A 15,492-nucleotide genomic window follows, 5' to 3' on the forward strand; every position below is an offset into this window, starting at 1 on the left:
TCGTAGTGCTGTGCCGCCTCAGCTCTCCGTCGCACCGAAACGGTGCTCGAGGATCCGCTTGAGGTTGCCCATCTCGATGCTGTGACCCGCGTGGAACATGGGCCAGATGTCACCGACCCAGACGCGGTCGGTGCGGCTGCGGCCCTCGGCGATGTAGTCGGGCACGTTCGGCGTCGAGCGGTCGTAGTACGGGTGCTTGCAGTTGGTCCACAGCACCACGGTGCCCGGCTTGTTGAGGACCTTCGACGAGTCGATGATCGTCAGGTAGTAGCGCATCCAGAGCTCATGGCCCTGGTCCCAGGCGCACGGGTAGATCACAAGGCCGTGCTCGGGGCCCTTCTGCGCGTCGGCGCGGATGTAGATGTCCGTGTTCGGCTGGATCATCTCGTCGGCGCGGTACAGGCCGCCGCCCAGGTGCTTCATGTTGCGGATGCTGTACGTCCACTCCTCCAGGGAACGGGCGTTGGCCGCGTACTCGAACACGATGTCGTAGGGCACGTTGATGTGCTCGGCAAGGGAGCAGTACTGACCGAAGACCTCGGAGTGGTCGTACGTCTCCTGGGTCTTGCTCTCCATCAGCTTCATCATGTCGTCCATGCCGGTGTTCTCGTTCCACACCAGGCCCAGGTCCTGAAGATCGGACCGGTCGAGGACGTAGTTCTGGGCCAGACCCGACTCGTCGGGGACGCGCGTAGCCATGCTTCCTCCTGATGAAGAAGTAGTGGTGAAAGGTAGAAAGGGCGCAGGTGCCTGACGGCTCAGTTCCAGCGCCAGACCATGGAGGCGACGAGTTCGCCACCGTGGGAGAAAGTGCCGAAGGCGACGAGATCACCTGGAGAGATGAGGTTCTTCTCCAGGGCGTCGGCGAAGGTCACGGGAAGCGTGCCTTGGAACATGTTTCCATAGGTGCTCAGAGTGTCGTGCGCCCGTGAATCATCGAAACCGCAGCGCTTCCGCCACTCGGCGACATACTTCTCGTTCGGCTGGTGCGTGATGAGGCGCGCGACATCTTCGTTCCGTACGCCGGCTTTTTCAAGCGCGATGTCGACGGCGCGCGGCAGCTGTTCCATGGTGACGGTCCACAGACGGGCCAGCATCTTCGGGTCGAATTTCACCGTCAATGCGCCGGAACCGGCGGCCCAGTACGGGACTTCCATGCCGTCGACGGAATTCGGTTCCACCTTGAGGGCGCCCCAGTTCTCACCGAAGGCCTGTTCGTGCACCGAGAGAATGGTGGGCTGCGGACCGGCGGTGAGCAGGGTCGCGGAGGCTCCGTCGCCGAGGACCCGGGATTCCGGAGTCTTCTGGAACTCTTCGAGCCGTGAGACGAAGTTGGTGACGGTGACCACGGCCACCGTGCGGTACTGGCCGGAGTCGATGAACGCCTTGGCCGTGTTGATGGAGGAGATCCAGGAGCAACAGCCGTTGTCCACCTGGAGCACGGCCGCCGACGTCGCGCCGACCGCGTGCTGAATCGCTGCGCCCACGCCGGGCGAGAAGGCGTCGTTGAGCTGGGACGCGCAGATGATGAGATCCACCGCTGCCGCGTCGACGCCGTTGCGCTCGAGCAGTTTGCCGAGGGCGGCAGCACCTAACCGGGCGGACGAGTATTCAGGCCACGCAAAACGCCGTTCCCGGACCCCCGCAAAAAAGGCGTGGTCGCTCAGGTCGCTTCCGTCGGCGCCCGATTCATCGTTGCGGACCACTCTTTCGGGCATGAAATTGACTACATCGACAATACGAGTCGACACCAAAAGACTTCCCAATCTTCGCGATACTAGTGCTGGTCGTGCATGAATCAGGCGATGTTGGGAGGCATGGCAAAGAAAGCACTGTGCTGCAAGATTCCCCCGTGATCCCCCGTAGACCCCTGGATGGCGTTGTACGCCGGATCGGCATTCAAGCCGAGCACGCTCCGCACGTGACGCAAAATCGATGTTAACTCTATGATCATCATAATAACGAGAAGATCACGCTTGGATCACCAGATGGTAACATTCGCCGTGCACTGTAGATTTCCCTTGTTGTCCGGATGTTGTCCGCAAGTTGTCCGGATGTGCGGGAAACCGGGTCCCCCGAGCCGTCGGGCGGGGTTTTCCGGGGCTGAACGAGAGATTCCTCTTCTGCCCCCAGTGGCTGGTGGCGGGCGTACTCCGAGGGCGATGTGTCCAGGGTCCGAGAGTGGATCCCCGTGTGCGCGTATGGCTGGATAGGGTGGGCTTGGCTCCTCGCGCAGGGGCGACGCAGCTGGAACCGATGACTCAGGAGCGGCCGTATGAGCGCTATGACCCCCGCCGGAGGCGAGACCGTGGCGGACCGTTCCTGGCCCGAGGTGCTGAACGGCCTGCTGTCCGGGCGTGATCAGGACGCCGGTGCGACGTTCTGGGCGATGGACCAGATCATGCGCGGCGAGGCCACCGACGCGCAGATCGCCGGGTTCGTGGTGGCCCTGCGGGCCAAGGGCGAGACGGTCGAGGAGATCACGGGACTGGTGGCCGCGCTGTACGAGCACGCCAATGTCATCGAGGTGTCCGGGAAGACCGTCGACATCGTGGGCACGGGCGGGGACGGTGCGAAGACGGTCAACATCTCCACGATGTCGTCGATCGTCGTCGCCGGCACCGGTGCGAAGGTCGTCAAGCACGGCAACCGGGCCGCGTCGTCGGCGTCGGGCGCGTCCGATGTGCTGGAGAAGCTCGGGGTCAATCTGGAGCTGACGCCGAAGCGGGTTGCCGAGGTCGCCGAGGAGGTCGGGATCACCTTCTGCTTCGCGGTGAAGTTCCACCCGGCGCTGCGTCATGTCGCCGCCGCGCGCGGGCAGTTGGGAATCCGGACCGTCTTCAACGCGCTCGGGCCGCTGGCCAACCCGGCCAAGGTCAAGGCCCAGGCGGTCGGTGTCGCCGACCCCCGGATGGCGCCGATCATGGCCGGCGTGTTCGCCGAGCGCGGCCACTCCTCCCTGGTGTTCCGCGGGGACGACGGCCTCGACGAGCTGACGACCACGGCCACGTCACGTGTGTGGGTCGTACGCGACGGCAAGGTGACCGAGGAGTCCTTCGACCCGCGGGACGTGGGGCTGGACCTGGTGCCCGTCGAGGCGCTGCGGGGAGCCGACTCGGCCTACAACGCGGATGTCGCGCGGCGCCTGCTGGCCGGCGAGGCCGGTCCCGTGCGCAACGCGGTGCTGCTGAACTCGGCCGCCGCACTGGTGGCCCTGGAACCGGGGTCCGCGTCCCTGGCCGAGCAGCTGCGGGACGGGATGGAGCGCGCGGCCGAAGCGATCGACTCGGGGGCGGCGCAGCGGGTCCTCGAGAGATGGGTCGCGGTCACCAACGCCTAGGCGTGTTGCACCCTGGCCCCGCACGGTCCGCGGTCCGGGTTCTTCTGGAACGCGTTCGTGCCGGAACGCGTTCGGCAGGGTCATTCATTGGCGAAGTCATGAGCGGTCATGCAGGCCCAAGTCCGGTGTCGCCACTTCCCATGCCCGTATGCCGGTATGCCCGGTCATGCCGGGGCGGTGCTGCCGTCGCCAAAAAATACTGGCGTGACGGACGGGGGAATGTATATGCTAATGTCATGTGCATTCCCTCGTGGGATTCGTGTGCTCTTGCTCGGGCTGGAGTGCCGGTCCGGACGGGGACAGCAGAGGGATGACGGGGGTCATTAATGCGGACGGTACTCAGTCATGAGCCAGGAGCCCTGGACCGGGGCTCCGGTCGTTGCGGCCCGGGATTGTGACCGGGGTGACTGCACAGGTGGTCAAACCCCTGGTGTCGGTCAGCTTATCCGAGAGTGCGCGGCCATCGGCTTCCATGCCGCCGCGGAAATCAAGCAGGGAAACCAGCAGGGCATCACGTACCTCCCTGTTCCATGAAGTGTGCGTAAGTAATGGGCATCCGGGTCCGAATTCCGTCAGGCCGGAACGCACCCTGGCCCCGCACCGCAGCTCTTCCTTTTCCGGAGATGCGTGTGCCTTCGTCACCGGGCATCAGCTCCAGGTCCATGTCCAGGTCCATGTCCATGTCCACGGGCAGCTGCTCCGCTCCTCCTCTCGCCTTCGGCGTTCCGGCCGCTCATCGGGCTGCCCTGAAGTTCGGCGGCGCAGACGCACGCGCTCGGCGGCTGTGGCGGACCTGTGTCCGACATCCGGCCCGGCCGGCGGGCGCGGCGCGAACAGAACACGGCGATAACTCGGCGACTCGGGCAGTTCACCGCCCGGGATTCTGACGCCGCCGCCTCTCATCCCCTTGCGGTTTTTTCCTCCCTCACGATGTCGATGCACAAGCGCGCCCTTTCGCGTACAGCGCATTCAGCAAAGGAGAATACGGTGACCAATCTGATGCTTCTTCCGGACGGCATGCGCCGCTGGTCCATCGAGAACGGCGTCTCCCTCGACGAGGGCTACAAGGCGATGGCGGACAAGCTCGTCGAGTTCATAGGCTGGGCCAGAGAGGAAGGCATCACGACTCTCTACATCACGACGTCCTCCGCCGCGAACTTCGAGCGCCCCGAGTCCGCCGTGACCACTTTCCTGGACGCCTTCGACGACCTGGCACAACGCGTCCATGGCACCTGCAACTTCGACTTCTCCGGGTCCCTCGACCTCGTGCCCGCCCGGTACCTCGAATCGCTGGAAAAGCTGCGGGACTCCTCCGACAAGGAGTCGGAGTTCACGCTGCACTACATCATGGGGATGTCCCTCTCCCGTGAGGTCATCGGCATCTTCAACAAGCTCAACGGCAAGATCCCGGAGATGACCGAGGAAATCCTCGCCGGCCACGCGTACGTCCCGCAGCACGTCGACTTCCTCATCCGCACCGGCGGCGCCGTCCGCATGTCGTCGTTCTTCCCCCTGATGTCGCCGTACGCCGAGCTGTACTTCTCGCCGCTGCTGTTCCCCGACATCACCCGGGCCGACTTCGACACCGCGATGAAGGACCTCCAGCAGCGGGAGCGCCGCTACGGCCGCTACCCCACCGGCGCCGCGTCCGAAGCGCGCTGACCGGATTCGGCCGGACGCCTCGACCGGCCCTGTGACGGACGATCCGCACGACCTGCGCGCGTGCCGGGCCCAGCCGGGCCGGTACCGGGCAGGTCGGCGGTCCGCCGGACGGGTGCCGATGAAGCACCGACCGGCGCCGATGAATCCTCGGTCCACTCGACGGGCGTGCGCCCCCTGTTGGCGGGGACGTCCCGGTATGCGGACGCGAGTTGCGGCGCGGCGATCAGTCCGCGTACCTTCCTGTGCAGGTCATGAGTGACAGTCATGAGGCCCCGGCCGACTGTCCGGCAACCCTCCGTCCGTGGCGGGGTGCCCCGGGTGAAGACCAGGCCGTAGGCAGTGAGGTCTACGGCAAGCGCGGACCCCTCGAACGCTTGGCACAAGCGTGAGGCCAGGGGTCCTGGTCGTCGAGGAGTCTCTCGTGAGCAAGCGAATGCGATAGGGCCGCCGAGCCCCGCCTCCGCACACCCTTTTTCACTTCCCCCCTTCCTCTCACGGGAGCTCCGCCATGTCCGTCTCCGCCGCTACCCTCGACCAGTCCGTTTGTTCCCCCCTGCCCGTTCTGGGCCGTGATGTGACCGTCCCGCTCGTCACCGGCGGCGAGGTCACCTACGCCGCGCTCGACTACGCCGCCAGCGCCCCCGCGCTCCAGCGCGTATGGGACGACGTGGCGGCCTACGCCCCGTACTACGGCAGCGTCCACCGCGGCGCCGGGTACCTCTCGCAGCTCTCCACCGACCTGTTCGAGAACGCCCGCCGGACGGTGGCCGAATTCCTCGACTGCCGGGAGACCGACCAGGTCGTCTTCACCCGGTCCACCACCGACTCGCTCAACCTCCTCGCCGCCGCCCTCCCGGCCGACTGCCAGGTCTTCGTCTTCGAGACCGAGCACCACGCCTCCCTGCTGCCCTGGCGCGACACCCGCGTCACCTACCTCGACGCCCCCCGCACCCCCCGCCAGGCCGTCGAGACCCTGGAGCGCGCCCTCGCCGACCGGGAGCCGTACGGCCCGGCCCTGGTCTGCGTCACCGGCGCCTCCAACGTCACCGGTGAGCTGTGGCCGGTCCGCGAGCTGGCCGCCGCCGCCCACGCGCACGGCGCCCGGATCGTGCTGGACGCCGCCCAGCTGGCCCCGCACCACCCCGTGAGCGTCCGTGACCTGGACGTCGACTGGGTCGCCTTCTCCGGCCACAAGCTGTACGCCCCGTTCGGCTCCGGAGTCCTCGCCGGCCGCGCCGACTGGCTGCGCGAGGCGGAGCCCTACCTCGCGGGCGGCGGCGCCAGCCGAACCGTCACCCGCCGCGAGGACGGGGGAGTGGACGTGCGGTGGCACGAGAGCGCCGCCCGGCACGAGGCCGGCTCCCCGAACGTCATCGGCGCCTACTCCATCGCCTCCGCCTGCAAGGCCCTCACCGAGGCCGGGTTCGAGGACCTCGTCGCCCGCGAGCGGTACCTGATCGAGAAGGTCCGCGCGGGCCTCGCCGAGGTCCCCGAGGTCCGCGTTCTGTCCCTCTTCGGCGACGACGCTCCGCGCGTCGGGGTGCTCTCCTTCGTCGTCGCGGGCTGGAACAGCTCGCACTTCGCCGCCGCCCTGTCCGCCGAGTACGGCATCGGGGTACGGGACGGTCTGTTCTGCGCCCACCCCCTCGTCCGCACCCTGCTGGGCAGCGACCCGCAGACGCAGGGCGAGTGCGGCGCCCCCGAGGCCGCTCCGGGCGAGAAGTCCCTCAACGCCATCCGCGTGAGCTTCGGCGCGGGCACCCCGGACGAGCACGTCGAACGGTTCGTACGAGCGGTGAAGGAGCTCGTCACCGACGGAGCGCGGTGGAACTACCGTACGGAGGACGGGCGTTGCGTGCCCGACACGACGGCGTGAGCCTGCGGCTGCGACGCCCGGGCCTCAGGCTGCGACGCCTCGCCGCGGGCCTGGTGCTCCGCCCCGGCGCCCGGCAGCACCAGCGGTAGGCGTGTGCCGAGCGCGATCATCCGCAGGGCGCGCTCGGTGGCGTCCGTGAGCCGTTCGCCCGCCCGGTCCAGCGCCTCGGCCGGCGGCATCGGCGCGGGCGCGATCGCGTGACAGGCGTCCCCACCCCCGCAACGTCCTGCGCGCCCTCGCCGAGCGTGCGGGCGTCGCCCCCTTCTGCGGGCCGAAGACCCGGGCCACACCGCGCTCGCCGCGCAGCACGTTGTACGGGTTGCAGGCGACCAGCAGCACCGGGATACGAAGGGGAGAGGTCCTGCTCGGTGAGGTGCGCCGCCGCGGTGTGCACCAGCCGTACGGGCTTCAGGATCCGTCCGGCCACCGCCCAGCCGATCCCGGTCGTCATCAGCAGGGCGACCCCGGAGATGGCGAGCAGGATACGGAACTCCTCGTTCACCGCGGCCTGTTCGCGCCCGGGTGGAAGGCGACGACGAACGCGGCCTCCGCCTCGCCGCCGGCCCGGGCGACGGTGACCTTGGCCCAGCGGATCTCGCCGGATGCCCGGTGCACCGTGCCGGTGGAGTCGGGCGAGTCGAAGACCCGGCGGCGGGCACCGGTGTCCTCGTGCAGGGGAACGGCGACGGGGAGGTCGCGCGGCTGGATGATCTGCGCCGGGTTCCGCCCCGGCCGGCCCACCAGCCCGAGCAGTTCCTCGTCCGGGTCGGCGTACTGACGTACCAGGAACTCGCGCAGCAGCCGGGACGGACGGTGAAGGGGCGGCCGGTCTCGGGATCGACGCCCCGCTCCTCGAAGTTGGCGAACTCGCCGGCTTCCTGGGCGAGCAGCCCGTTCACCCGGTGGTCCACGTCCCGCACGGGTGGACGCCGGAGTGGGAGACCCGCTGTGCAGCTCCACCTCGGCCGGGACCTTGGGCGGCTGAGGGGTGTCGGTGAGGGCGAAGCTGGTCGCGGCGATGCCCAGCGGACTGGCCACGACGGCGGCCAGGGCCGCGATCCGGTGCGAGAAGACCATGTGAGCGAGCCTGCCCCGGCACCCGGCCGTATGGATGAGCCCAGGATGAGGAACTCTTCATCTTCGGGCCGGAGTGCCGTCGGTGGTGGCGCTCAGGTAGAGGGCTCGGCCACGAGGGTCGGCCATGGGGCTCGGCTCGGCCGCGGGGACTCCGTCCGGTCCTGCGCCATGGGGATGCGGCCGTGGGAACTCCCCCGCGGGGACGCGGCCGGGCTCAGCTGTCCAGGCCGATGGCGAAGGCGGCCTCCAGGTCGTGCTGCGAGTACGTCCGGAACGCCACGTGCGTGTCCGTCGCCTCCACGCCGGGGATCTTGCTGATCCGGCCCGGGATGACCTCCGCCAGGTCCTCGTGCTGCTTGACCCGCACCATGGCGATCAGGTCGTAGGTCCCGGTGACCGAGAAGACCTCGCTGACGCTCTCCAGCGCGGCGATCGACTCCGCGATCTCGGGGATCCGGTCCACGCTGGTCTTGATGAGGACGATCGCGGTGATCACGGCTGGTTCTCTCCCTCGGGGGCCGGAGCAGGGGCGGCACTCACTTTAGTCGCACGCCCATCGCCCTTCGGTCGCACGCCCGTCGCCGTCCACCGCCCCGAGGAGCCGCGCTACCCGCCTCCGCGCTTCCCGAACCTGGCCCACGCGTAGCCGAACCCCGCCCCGAACCCCACCAGGTGCGCCAGATACGCCACCCCCGGTCCCTGTTCCGCCCGCCCCGCCGCCACCCATTGCAGAGCCGCCCAGAAGGGCAGCACCACCCACGCCGGGAAACGCAGCGGCAGGAAGAGCAGGAAGGGCAGCAGGCTTGTCACCCGCGCCCCGGGGAAGAGGAACAGGAACGCGCCGAGGACCGCGGAGATCGCCCCGGACGCGCCGACCAGGGACTGGGTGGAATCGTCGTGGGCCGCCGCGTAGCCGAGCAGGGCGAGACAGCCGCAGCCGAGGTAGAAGAGCGTGAACTGGAGGCGGCCCATCCGTTCCTCCGCCATCACCCCGAAGACGTAGAGGAAGAGTATGTTGCCGAGCAGATGCACCCAGCTGCCGTGGACGAACAGGGCCGTGGCGAGGGTGAGGGCGGCCCGGGGCGCACCCTCGAAGAGCTCCGCGGGCACCACGCCCCACCGGTGGAAGTAGGCCCGCTGTGCGGCGAGCAGGCCGTCACCGGCGCCGTAGGCCGGATTGAGCCCAGCCGCGGGGCCGGTCAGGAAGAGCAGACAGCACAGGGCGATGAGCCCGTACGTCACCGGCGCGGGCGACCGGGAGAGCCATCGGGCGGCCCTGCCGAACCGCGTACCGAAATGCGCCACGCTCCAGTTGCCGATCATGGCTACAGAGCATGACGTAACGGGACGCACGCGCACAGACCGCCTCGCCGCCCGAGACGGACAGGCGGTGGGTACCCGCCAGGCCGTAGGGTTACGAGCCACACGCACCGGGGACTCCGGGGCGTCACGGACAATAGAAGGCCTAGTAGAAAAGAGCACGGTCACGATGACGGTTCCCTTGCCGACCGCCACCACGCGCTGGCGCTGCACCCTCTGCGGCAACCTCACGCGCTTCGACGTGACGCGCTCGTCCAAGGTCGTGGAGTACGTCCACCTCGATCTGGCCGGTGAGCCCAAGATCGAGGAGCGCGAGGTGCTCAGTGAGACGATCGAGTCGGTGCGCTGCCGCTGGTGCAACGCCGTGGACAAGGTGGAACTCGTGGACAGGCCGGGCGCCGGCTCCTGAGAGGAGCGGGCCCGCACAGGCATTGGGGTGACGGATGGTGGAGACACAAGGCGGGGGGCCGGGCGACGGCGCCGCCGAGGTGCTCGACCGTCCGCTGCCCGACGGGGTACGGCGCAGGGTCGTGCAGATCGTGTCCGACGGGTTCGGCGGGCTGACCGTCGGTGAACTGCCCGCGCAGCTGCGGCAGTACGCCCGGTTCGCCCCGAACCGCCGCGCCAAGTTCGCCGGCAACGCCATGGCGGCGGCGCTGGAGACGGATCCGCTGTTCCGCCAGCGCATCGGGGAGAAGTTCAGAGAGGCCCAGCCGGAACTCGCCGGCGCCCTCGACTCCGGCTCGGCGCCCCCGGCCGCGGACCCGCTCGACGTGGCGGCCGCGGCCTATGTTCTGCGGCCCACCGGCTGGGTCAAGCTGGTCGCCGCGGCCGGCGAGGAGGCCCAGCGGGCCGACGCCGAGCGTGCCGACGAGGAGAGCCGCGCCGAGCTGGAGCGGCTGCGCGAGGAACTCGCCCACGCCCGCGAGCACACCCGGCAGGAGACCGAACGGCTGCGCACCGAGCTGGACGCGGCCAAGAAGGAAGCCGAGTCGCTGCACCGCAAGCTGCGCTCCGCCCTCAGTGACGTCAAGCGCGGCGAGGCGGCCCTGCGCAAGGCCCAGGGCGAGATCGAGGCAGTGCGGGCCGACGGGCACGCCCAGGTCTCCGCGGCCGAGAGCGAGACCCGGCGGCTCAAGGCGCGGCTGGGGGAGGCCGAGGCCGCCGTGGAGGCCACCCGCCGAGCGGCCCGCGAGGGACGCAGCGTCGAGGACATGCGCGTACGGCTGCTGCTGGACACCCTGCTCGACGCCACCCAAGGGCTGCGTCGGGAACTGGCGTTGCCACCGGTGTCCGTGCGGCCCGCCGAGACCGTGGACGCGGTCGAACCGGGGCGAATGACCCCGAAGGACATCGCCGCGCGGGCGCTGTCCGAGAACGACCCCGCGATCCTCGACCAGCTGCTCGCCCTGCCGCAGGCCCATCTCGTGGTCGACGGCTACAACGTCACCAAGACCGGCTATCCCCAGATGCCCCTGGAGAAGCAGCGGCTCAGGCTGCTGGGCCAGCTCTCCCAGCTGGCGGCGCAGACCGGTGCCGAGGTGACCTGTGTCTTCGACGGCGCCGAACTGGCCGCGCCGGTGCTGCTCGCGCCGCCGCGCGGGGTACGGGTGCTGTTCTCCAAGCCGGGCGTGACCGCGGACGAGTTGATCCGCCAGCTGGTGCGGGCCGAGCCGCCGGGCCGGCCGGTCATCGTGGCCTCGACCGACCGCGAGGTGGCCGACGGCGTCGCCCGGGCCGGGGCGCGGCCGGTGGCTTCTGCGGTACTTCTCAAGCGACTGTCCTGAATGGGCCAACGTACGGCCGCAATGCCCGAATTGGCCCGACTGTCACGCGACGTAGGGTCAAGCCCGCGTCACCGCATGTGAGTTGTGTGTAAAGAATGATGTGTGTGACGAGATTTTTCGTGTGAGGATTTGATCTGATCACAAGCGGGTCACTAGGGTCTGGCGTCGAACCTCCGAGCGGGTGATCACTCACAAGAAGGGTTTCACCTCCGTGGCGTCCCACCGTCGACCCAAGCAGCCCAGCCGAGCACGTGTGACCGTGCTGACCACCGCTGCCGCTGCTGCCGTGGCCATCAGTTCGCAGGCCGCCAACGCGGCCCCCAGCGAGAAGCCGAGCAAGGACGAGGTCAAGGCCAAGGTCGACAAGCTCTACGAGCAGGCCGAGCAGGCCACCGAGAAGTACAACGGGGCCAAGGAGAAGCAGGAGAAGCTCCAGAAGGAGATCTCCACCATCCAGGACGACGTCGCCCGCGGCCAGGAAGAGCTCAACGAGCTGCGCGACGCGATGGGCCTGGCCGCCGCCGCCCAGTACCGCACCGGCAGCATCGACTCCTCCCTCCAGCTCTTCCTGTCGTCGAACCCGGACGACTACCTGGACAAGGCGTCCACGGCCGACCAGCTCAGCGCTCAGCAGGTCGACTCGCTGAAGAAGATCCAGCAGAAGCAGCGCGAGCTCGCGCAGCAGCGCGCCGAGGCCGCCGACAAGCTCAAGGACCTCTCCTCCACCCGCACCGAGCTGGGCGAGAAGAAGAAGGAAGTCCAGGGCAAGCTCGCCGAGGCCCAGAAGCTCCTCAACAGCCTCTCGGCCGCGGAGAAGGCCGCCCTCGCCGCCGAGGAGCAGCGCGCCAGCCGCTCCGCCGCCGACCGGGTGGACCTGGGCAACACCGGCCCCGCCTCCGGCCGGGCCATGGCCGCCTTCCAGGCCGCCCAGGGCAAGATCGGCTCGCCCTATGTCTACGGCGCCACCGGCCCGTCCTCCTTCGACTGCTCGGGCCTGACCTCCTGGGCCTTCGCCCAGGCCGGCGTCTCCATCCCGCGCATCTCGCAGGACCAGGCCAACGCCGGCACGCGCATCTACAGCCAGTCCGAGCTCAAGGTCGGCGACCTGGTCATCTTCTACGGCGACTTGCATCACGTCGGCTTCTACGCGGGCAACGGCCAGATCCTGCACGCCCCGCGCACCGGCACGGTCGTCCGCTACGAGTCGATCAACAACATGCCGTTCCAGTTCGGCGTGCGCATCTGATCCCGGCCCCACCCCGGCCCCACCCCGGTCCGACCCCGCGCTGATCCCGGCCTCACGGCCGCAAGATCAACACGACGTGCCGCCCGAACGGGCGAATCACCACGACACTCGCTGACCCCGCGCCCCGCCGATGACCTGCGTCAGAGGCGGGGCGTCACGTTGCGTGCCCGGCGCGGTCGTTGGTCGTCGCCCCCGCACGGAGCTACTGTCTGCCGCGTTTCCCCGGTCGCCCGGGGAAGGTCCTTGTCGCCAGCGGAAGGAGAGCGGCTTCCCGTGGGGTCCCATCGCCGCCTTGCATCGTCCGGGTTCGACCGGGGGGCCGGTGCAGCGCTCTGTGTCATGTCGGCCGCCGCCACGGCCCTCGGGGTCGTACCGGCCACTGCCGCGCCGCACGACGACACCCGGGCCAAGGTGGACCGCCTCTACGAGGAGGCCGAGCAGGCCACCGAGGCCTACAACAAGGCCGACGAGCGCGCCGACAAGCTCCGCGGCCAGGTGAACGACGCCCAGGACCGGATCGCCCGCCAGCAGGCGAGCATCAACTCCAAGCGGGACGCCCTCGGTTCGCTGGCCGGCGCCCAGTACCGCGCCGGCGGCCTCGATCCCTCCCTCGCGCTGCTGCTCTCCGAGGACCCGGCCGACTACCTGGACAAGGCCGCCCGCATCGCCCGGCTCAGCGCCCACCAGGCCGGTGAGCTGGAGGACCTCCAGGAGGCCATGCGGGTCATCGCCCAGGAGCGCGCCGAGGCGGCCAGGAAGCTCACCGAGCTGGAGCGCAGCCGCAAGGCCGTCGCCACCCACAAGCGGACCGTCGAGCGCAAACTCGCCCAGGCCCGCAGGCTGCTGAACTCCCTGTCGGCGGCCGACCGTGCCGCCTTCGACCGCGCCTCCCGCTCCGGCCGCGCCGACCTGCCCGACTTCGGCGGGGCGGTCGCCGCCTCGGGCCGCGCCGCAGCCGCCGTCGCCGCCGCCCAGTCCGCGCTGGGCAGGCCGTACATCTGGGGCGCCAACGGGCCCTCCGGCTTCGACTGTTCGGGCCTGATCCAGTGGTCGTACGCCCAGGCCGGGGTCTCCCTGCCGCGCACCTCTCAGGGGCAGCGGTACGCCGGACGGCAGGTCCCGCTCTCCGAGGCCCAGCCCGGAGACGTCGTCACCTACCGCTCGGACGCCAGCCATGTCGGGATGTACATGGGCAACGGCCAGGTGATCCACGCGCCCTACCCGGGCGCCCCCGTGCGCTACGACCCGGTGGGCATGATGCCGGGGGCGACGGTCACCCGCGTCTGACACGCCCCGGCGCCGGAGGTACTGCTCACACGGGTCTGACCTCCGCGCCCTCGTCGCCGTACGATCGGGAAATGGCTGGTCGAGGGCGGGTGTCGGGAGCGCGGGTCGTCATCGCGCTCTGTCTGCTGCTCGTCTCGCTGGTGGGCTGCGGCGCGCGGCCCGCCACCGACGGCGCGAAGGCCGAGGTGCAGCGCCTCCTGGAGCGGCGCTCGGCCGCGCTCCTCGACCACGACGAGAGAGCGTATCTGCGCACCGGCGCCCGGGACCGGTTCGGCAATCTGCGCGCGGTGCCCCTCGCCGACTGGTCGTACCACCTCACCGAAGTGCGGCTCACCGGAGACACCGCGACCGCCCGGGCCGAACTGCGCTATCGCGTCCGGGGCCACGACCGCGCGCCGGTCGGCGTCGGCCGCGTCCTGAACCTGAGCCGGGACACGGAGGGCCACTGGTACGTCGAGCGGGAGCGGCCCGCGAAGGGCTCCGCCGAACAGCTGTGGGACCAGGGCGAGGTGAGTGTCGTCTCCGGTGCGCACAGCATGGTCCTGGGCGTCGGACACTCCGAGGAGTCGCTGCGCTCGTACGCGGCGCTGGCGGACCGCGCGGTGCCCGCCGTCTCCCGGGTGTGGGGCGCGGACTGGGCCGGGCAGGTCGTCGTCCTCGTACCGCGGTCCCTGAAGGCGATGGCAGGGCTGCTCGGCTCACCCGCCTCGTCCTATCGCGGGATCGCCGCGGTCACCACCGGCGAGACCGGCGCCCGGGAGCGGGCGCCCGCCGACCGGATCATCGTGAACCCCGAGGCGTACGGCGTTCTCGGCGACGCGGGCAAACAGGTCGTCCTGACCCATGAGGCCACCCATGTCGCCACGCGGGCCGACACCACCGCCGCGACCCCGCTCTGGCTGTCCGAGGGCTACGCCGACTGGGTCGGCTACCTCGGCAGCGGCCGGTCCCCGTCGCAGGCCGCGCCGGAGCTGTCCCGCGCGGTGTCCGAGGGACGGATGCCGCAGGCCCTCCCGGCGGACGCGGACTTCGGCTTCAGCGGCGCCGCGGGCGAGCTGGCGATGGCGTACGAGAGCGGGTGGACGGCCTGCCGGATGATCGCCGAGCGCTGGGGCGAGGTCCGGCTGCTGGAGTTCTACCGGGCCGTCGGCGCGCACGAGCGGCGGGCCGGGGCCGTCGAGGGGGCGCTGCGGGAGGTGCTGGGCATCTCGACGGAACGCTTCACACAGGAGTGGCGGGAGTATCTGCGGGCCCAGCTGGGCTGATCGGGCCGTGCGGGGCGCGGTCCCGCGGGCGCCGCACGGCTCAGCCGAGCAGCTCCAGCCGCGCGACGGCCTCCGCCGACCAGGCACGCGCTGCCTTGCCCCGTCGCCCGTCGCGGTGGCCTGGACGGTGCCGGGTGCGGCTGTCCGGTTGTCGCTCGGGTGTCGCCTGGATCGTGCTGGGTGTGGCCGTCCGGTTGTCGCCCGCGCGTCGCCCGGACCGTGCCAGGCGCGCTCCGCCTCGCCCGCGGCCGTCGCCCGCCGCCCGCGGCCCACGGCCCGTCGCCGTCGGCTGGACCGTGCTGGGTGGGGCCGTCCCGCTGTCGCCCCGCGCGTCGCCCCGACCTTGCCAGGCACGCTCCGCCTCGCCCGCGGCCCGTCGCCGTCGGCGTGACGTGCTGGGTGTGGCCGTCTGGCCGTCGCTCGGGTGCCGCCCGGACCGTGTTAGGCACGCTCCGCCTCCCCTGTGGCCCGTCGCCGTCGCCGTCGCCTCGACCGTGCTGGACACGGCCGCCCCGCTGTCGCTCGCCCGGCGCCCGGACCGTGCTGGGCACGGTCGTCCGGCTGTCGCTCGCGTACGGGTCTGTCGGGCTCGGCTGCCCGGGGTGTGCCTGGCACCGGCGGTCGCCGTGGCC

At 70.2% G+C, this 15,492-nt stretch carries 12 protein-coding genes, 4 pseudogenes and 1 riboswitch; of the genes and pseudogenes, 8 read left to right on the top strand and 8 right to left on the bottom strand.

Translation table 11 applies throughout. The features are described 5' to 3' along the window. Positions 1-18: 18 nt before the first annotated feature. Positions 19-699, bottom strand: a complete 681-nt coding sequence (locus tag ACHBTE_RS33505) for a hypothetical protein (protein WP_394729110.1) — start codon at positions 697-699, stop codon at positions 19-21. Positions 700-758: 59 nt separating this feature from the next. Next, a complete protein-coding gene (locus ACHBTE_RS33510) occupies positions 759-1,718 on the bottom strand; it encodes a 3-oxoacyl-ACP synthase III family protein (protein ID WP_394729112.1) in 960 nt (319 codons plus the stop codon). Positions 1,719-2,275: 557 nt separating this feature from the next. Between ACHBTE_RS33510 and trpD the strand changes: the two genes are divergently transcribed. From trpD to ACHBTE_RS33525, 3 genes are all read left to right on the top strand, one after another. Further along, on the top strand, positions 2,276-3,340 hold the full coding sequence (gene trpD / locus ACHBTE_RS33515; RefSeq protein WP_394729114.1) for an anthranilate phosphoribosyltransferase: 1,065 nt from the start codon (positions 2,276-2,278) through the stop codon (positions 3,338-3,340). Positions 3,341-4,327: 987 nt separating this feature from the next. Continuing rightward, a complete protein-coding gene (locus ACHBTE_RS33520; protein ID WP_394729116.1) occupies positions 4,328-5,002 on the top strand; it encodes an undecaprenyl diphosphate synthase family protein in 675 nt (224 codons plus the stop codon). 247 nt (positions 5,003-5,249) lie between these two features. After that, positions 5,250-5,366: riboswitch (SAM riboswitch) on the top strand. 144 nt (positions 5,367-5,510) lie between these two features. Then, on the top strand, positions 5,511-6,878 hold the full coding sequence (locus ACHBTE_RS33525; RefSeq protein WP_394729118.1) for an aminotransferase class V-fold PLP-dependent enzyme: 1,368 nt from the start codon (positions 5,511-5,513) through the stop codon (positions 6,876-6,878). On the opposite strand, the gene ACHBTE_RS33530 is transcribed toward ACHBTE_RS33525, so the two are convergent. From ACHBTE_RS33530 to ACHBTE_RS33555, 6 genes and pseudogenes are all read right to left on the bottom strand, one after another. Next, complete coding sequence (locus ACHBTE_RS33530; RefSeq protein ID WP_394729174.1) at positions 6,833-7,057, bottom strand: hypothetical protein; 225 nt, start codon at positions 7,055-7,057, stop codon at positions 6,833-6,835. The two genes, ACHBTE_RS33525 and ACHBTE_RS33530, sit on opposite strands and share 46 nt — an antisense overlap. A 19-nt stretch (positions 7,058-7,076) precedes the next feature. Then, a pseudogene (locus ACHBTE_RS33535) lies at positions 7,077-7,217 on the bottom strand (glycerate kinase); the annotation flags it as partial. Position 7,218: 1 nt separating this feature from the next. Then, positions 7,219-7,798: pseudogene (locus ACHBTE_RS33540) on the bottom strand (two-component sensor histidine kinase); the annotation flags it as partial. Beyond that, positions 7,782-7,955 (bottom strand): annotated as a pseudogene (locus ACHBTE_RS33545) (small secreted hydrophilic protein); the annotation flags it as partial. The pseudogenes ACHBTE_RS33545 and ACHBTE_RS33540, both read right to left, overlap by 17 nt. 214 nt (positions 7,956-8,169) lie before the next feature. Continuing rightward, positions 8,170-8,451 carry an Lrp/AsnC family transcriptional regulator gene (locus ACHBTE_RS33550; protein ID WP_095756134.1) on the bottom strand — a complete coding sequence of 94 codons (282 nt, stop codon included), beginning with the start codon at positions 8,449-8,451 and terminating at the stop codon, positions 8,170-8,172. Beyond that, positions 8,448-9,278: pseudogene (locus ACHBTE_RS33555) on the bottom strand (rhomboid family intramembrane serine protease). Before ACHBTE_RS33555 ends, ACHBTE_RS33550 begins: the two are co-directional and overlap by 4 nt. Positions 9,279-9,444: 166 nt before the next feature. On the opposite strand from ACHBTE_RS33555, the gene ACHBTE_RS33560 reads away from it, so the two are divergent. The 5 genes from ACHBTE_RS33560 (at position 9,445) to ACHBTE_RS33580 (ending at position 14,860) form a co-directional block, all read left to right on the top strand. Beyond that, the gene (locus tag ACHBTE_RS33560) at positions 9,445-9,684 is read left to right on the top strand and encodes a hypothetical protein (RefSeq protein WP_394729120.1); all 240 of its coding nucleotides are present in this window, start codon (positions 9,445-9,447) and stop codon (positions 9,682-9,684) included. A 34-nt stretch (positions 9,685-9,718) separates the two neighbouring features. Beyond that, positions 9,719-11,062 (top strand): NYN domain-containing protein, encoded by a 1,344-nt coding sequence (locus ACHBTE_RS33565; protein WP_394729122.1) that lies wholly within the window; start codon positions 9,719-9,721, stop codon positions 11,060-11,062. A gap of 211 nt (positions 11,063-11,273) precedes the next feature. Continuing rightward, on the top strand, positions 11,274-12,308 hold the full coding sequence (locus ACHBTE_RS33570; RefSeq protein WP_394729170.1) for an NlpC/P60 family protein: 1,035 nt from the start codon (positions 11,274-11,276) through the stop codon (positions 12,306-12,308). Positions 12,309-12,581: 273 nt separating this feature from the next. Beyond that, a complete protein-coding gene (locus tag ACHBTE_RS33575; RefSeq protein WP_394729124.1) occupies positions 12,582-13,595 on the top strand; it encodes an NlpC/P60 family protein in 1,014 nt (337 codons plus the stop codon). A 71-nt stretch (positions 13,596-13,666) separates the two neighbouring features. Beyond that, on the top strand, positions 13,667-14,860 hold the full coding sequence (locus ACHBTE_RS33580) for a hypothetical protein (protein ID WP_394729126.1): 1,194 nt from the start codon (positions 13,667-13,669) through the stop codon (positions 14,858-14,860). Positions 14,861-15,492 lie beyond the last annotated feature (632 nt).

Source organism: Streptomyces sp. M41 (genome assembly GCF_043673425.1).
Taxonomy (GTDB): domain Bacteria; phylum Actinomycetota; class Actinomycetes; order Streptomycetales; family Streptomycetaceae; genus Streptomyces.

Bases quoted from the DNA above. Each gene is read 5' to 3' on its own strand.
- trpD (WP_394729114.1), top strand. From the start codon at position 2,276: ATGAGCGCTATGACCCCCGCCGGAGGCGAGACCGTGGCGGACCGTTCC.
- ACHBTE_RS33580 (WP_394729126.1), top strand. From the start codon at position 13,667: ATGGCTGGTCGAGGGCGGGTGTCGGGAGCGCGGGTCGTCATCGCGCTC.
- ACHBTE_RS33565 (WP_394729122.1), top strand. From the start codon at position 9,719: ATGGTGGAGACACAAGGCGGGGGGCCGGGCGACGGCGCCGCCGAGGTG.
- ACHBTE_RS33525 (WP_394729118.1), top strand. From the start codon at position 5,511: ATGTCCGTCTCCGCCGCTACCCTCGACCAGTCCGTTTGTTCCCCCCTG.
- ACHBTE_RS33505 (WP_394729110.1), bottom strand. From the start codon at position 699: ATGGCTACGCGCGTCCCCGACGAGTCGGGTCTGGCCCAGAACTACGTC.
- ACHBTE_RS33530 (WP_394729174.1), bottom strand. From the start codon at position 7,057: ATGCCGCCGGCCGAGGCGCTGGACCGGGCGGGCGAACGGCTCACGGAC.
- ACHBTE_RS33510 (WP_394729112.1), bottom strand. From the start codon at position 1,718: ATGCCCGAAAGAGTGGTCCGCAACGATGAATCGGGCGCCGACGGAAGC.
- ACHBTE_RS33560 (WP_394729120.1), top strand. From the start codon at position 9,445: ATGACGGTTCCCTTGCCGACCGCCACCACGCGCTGGCGCTGCACCCTC.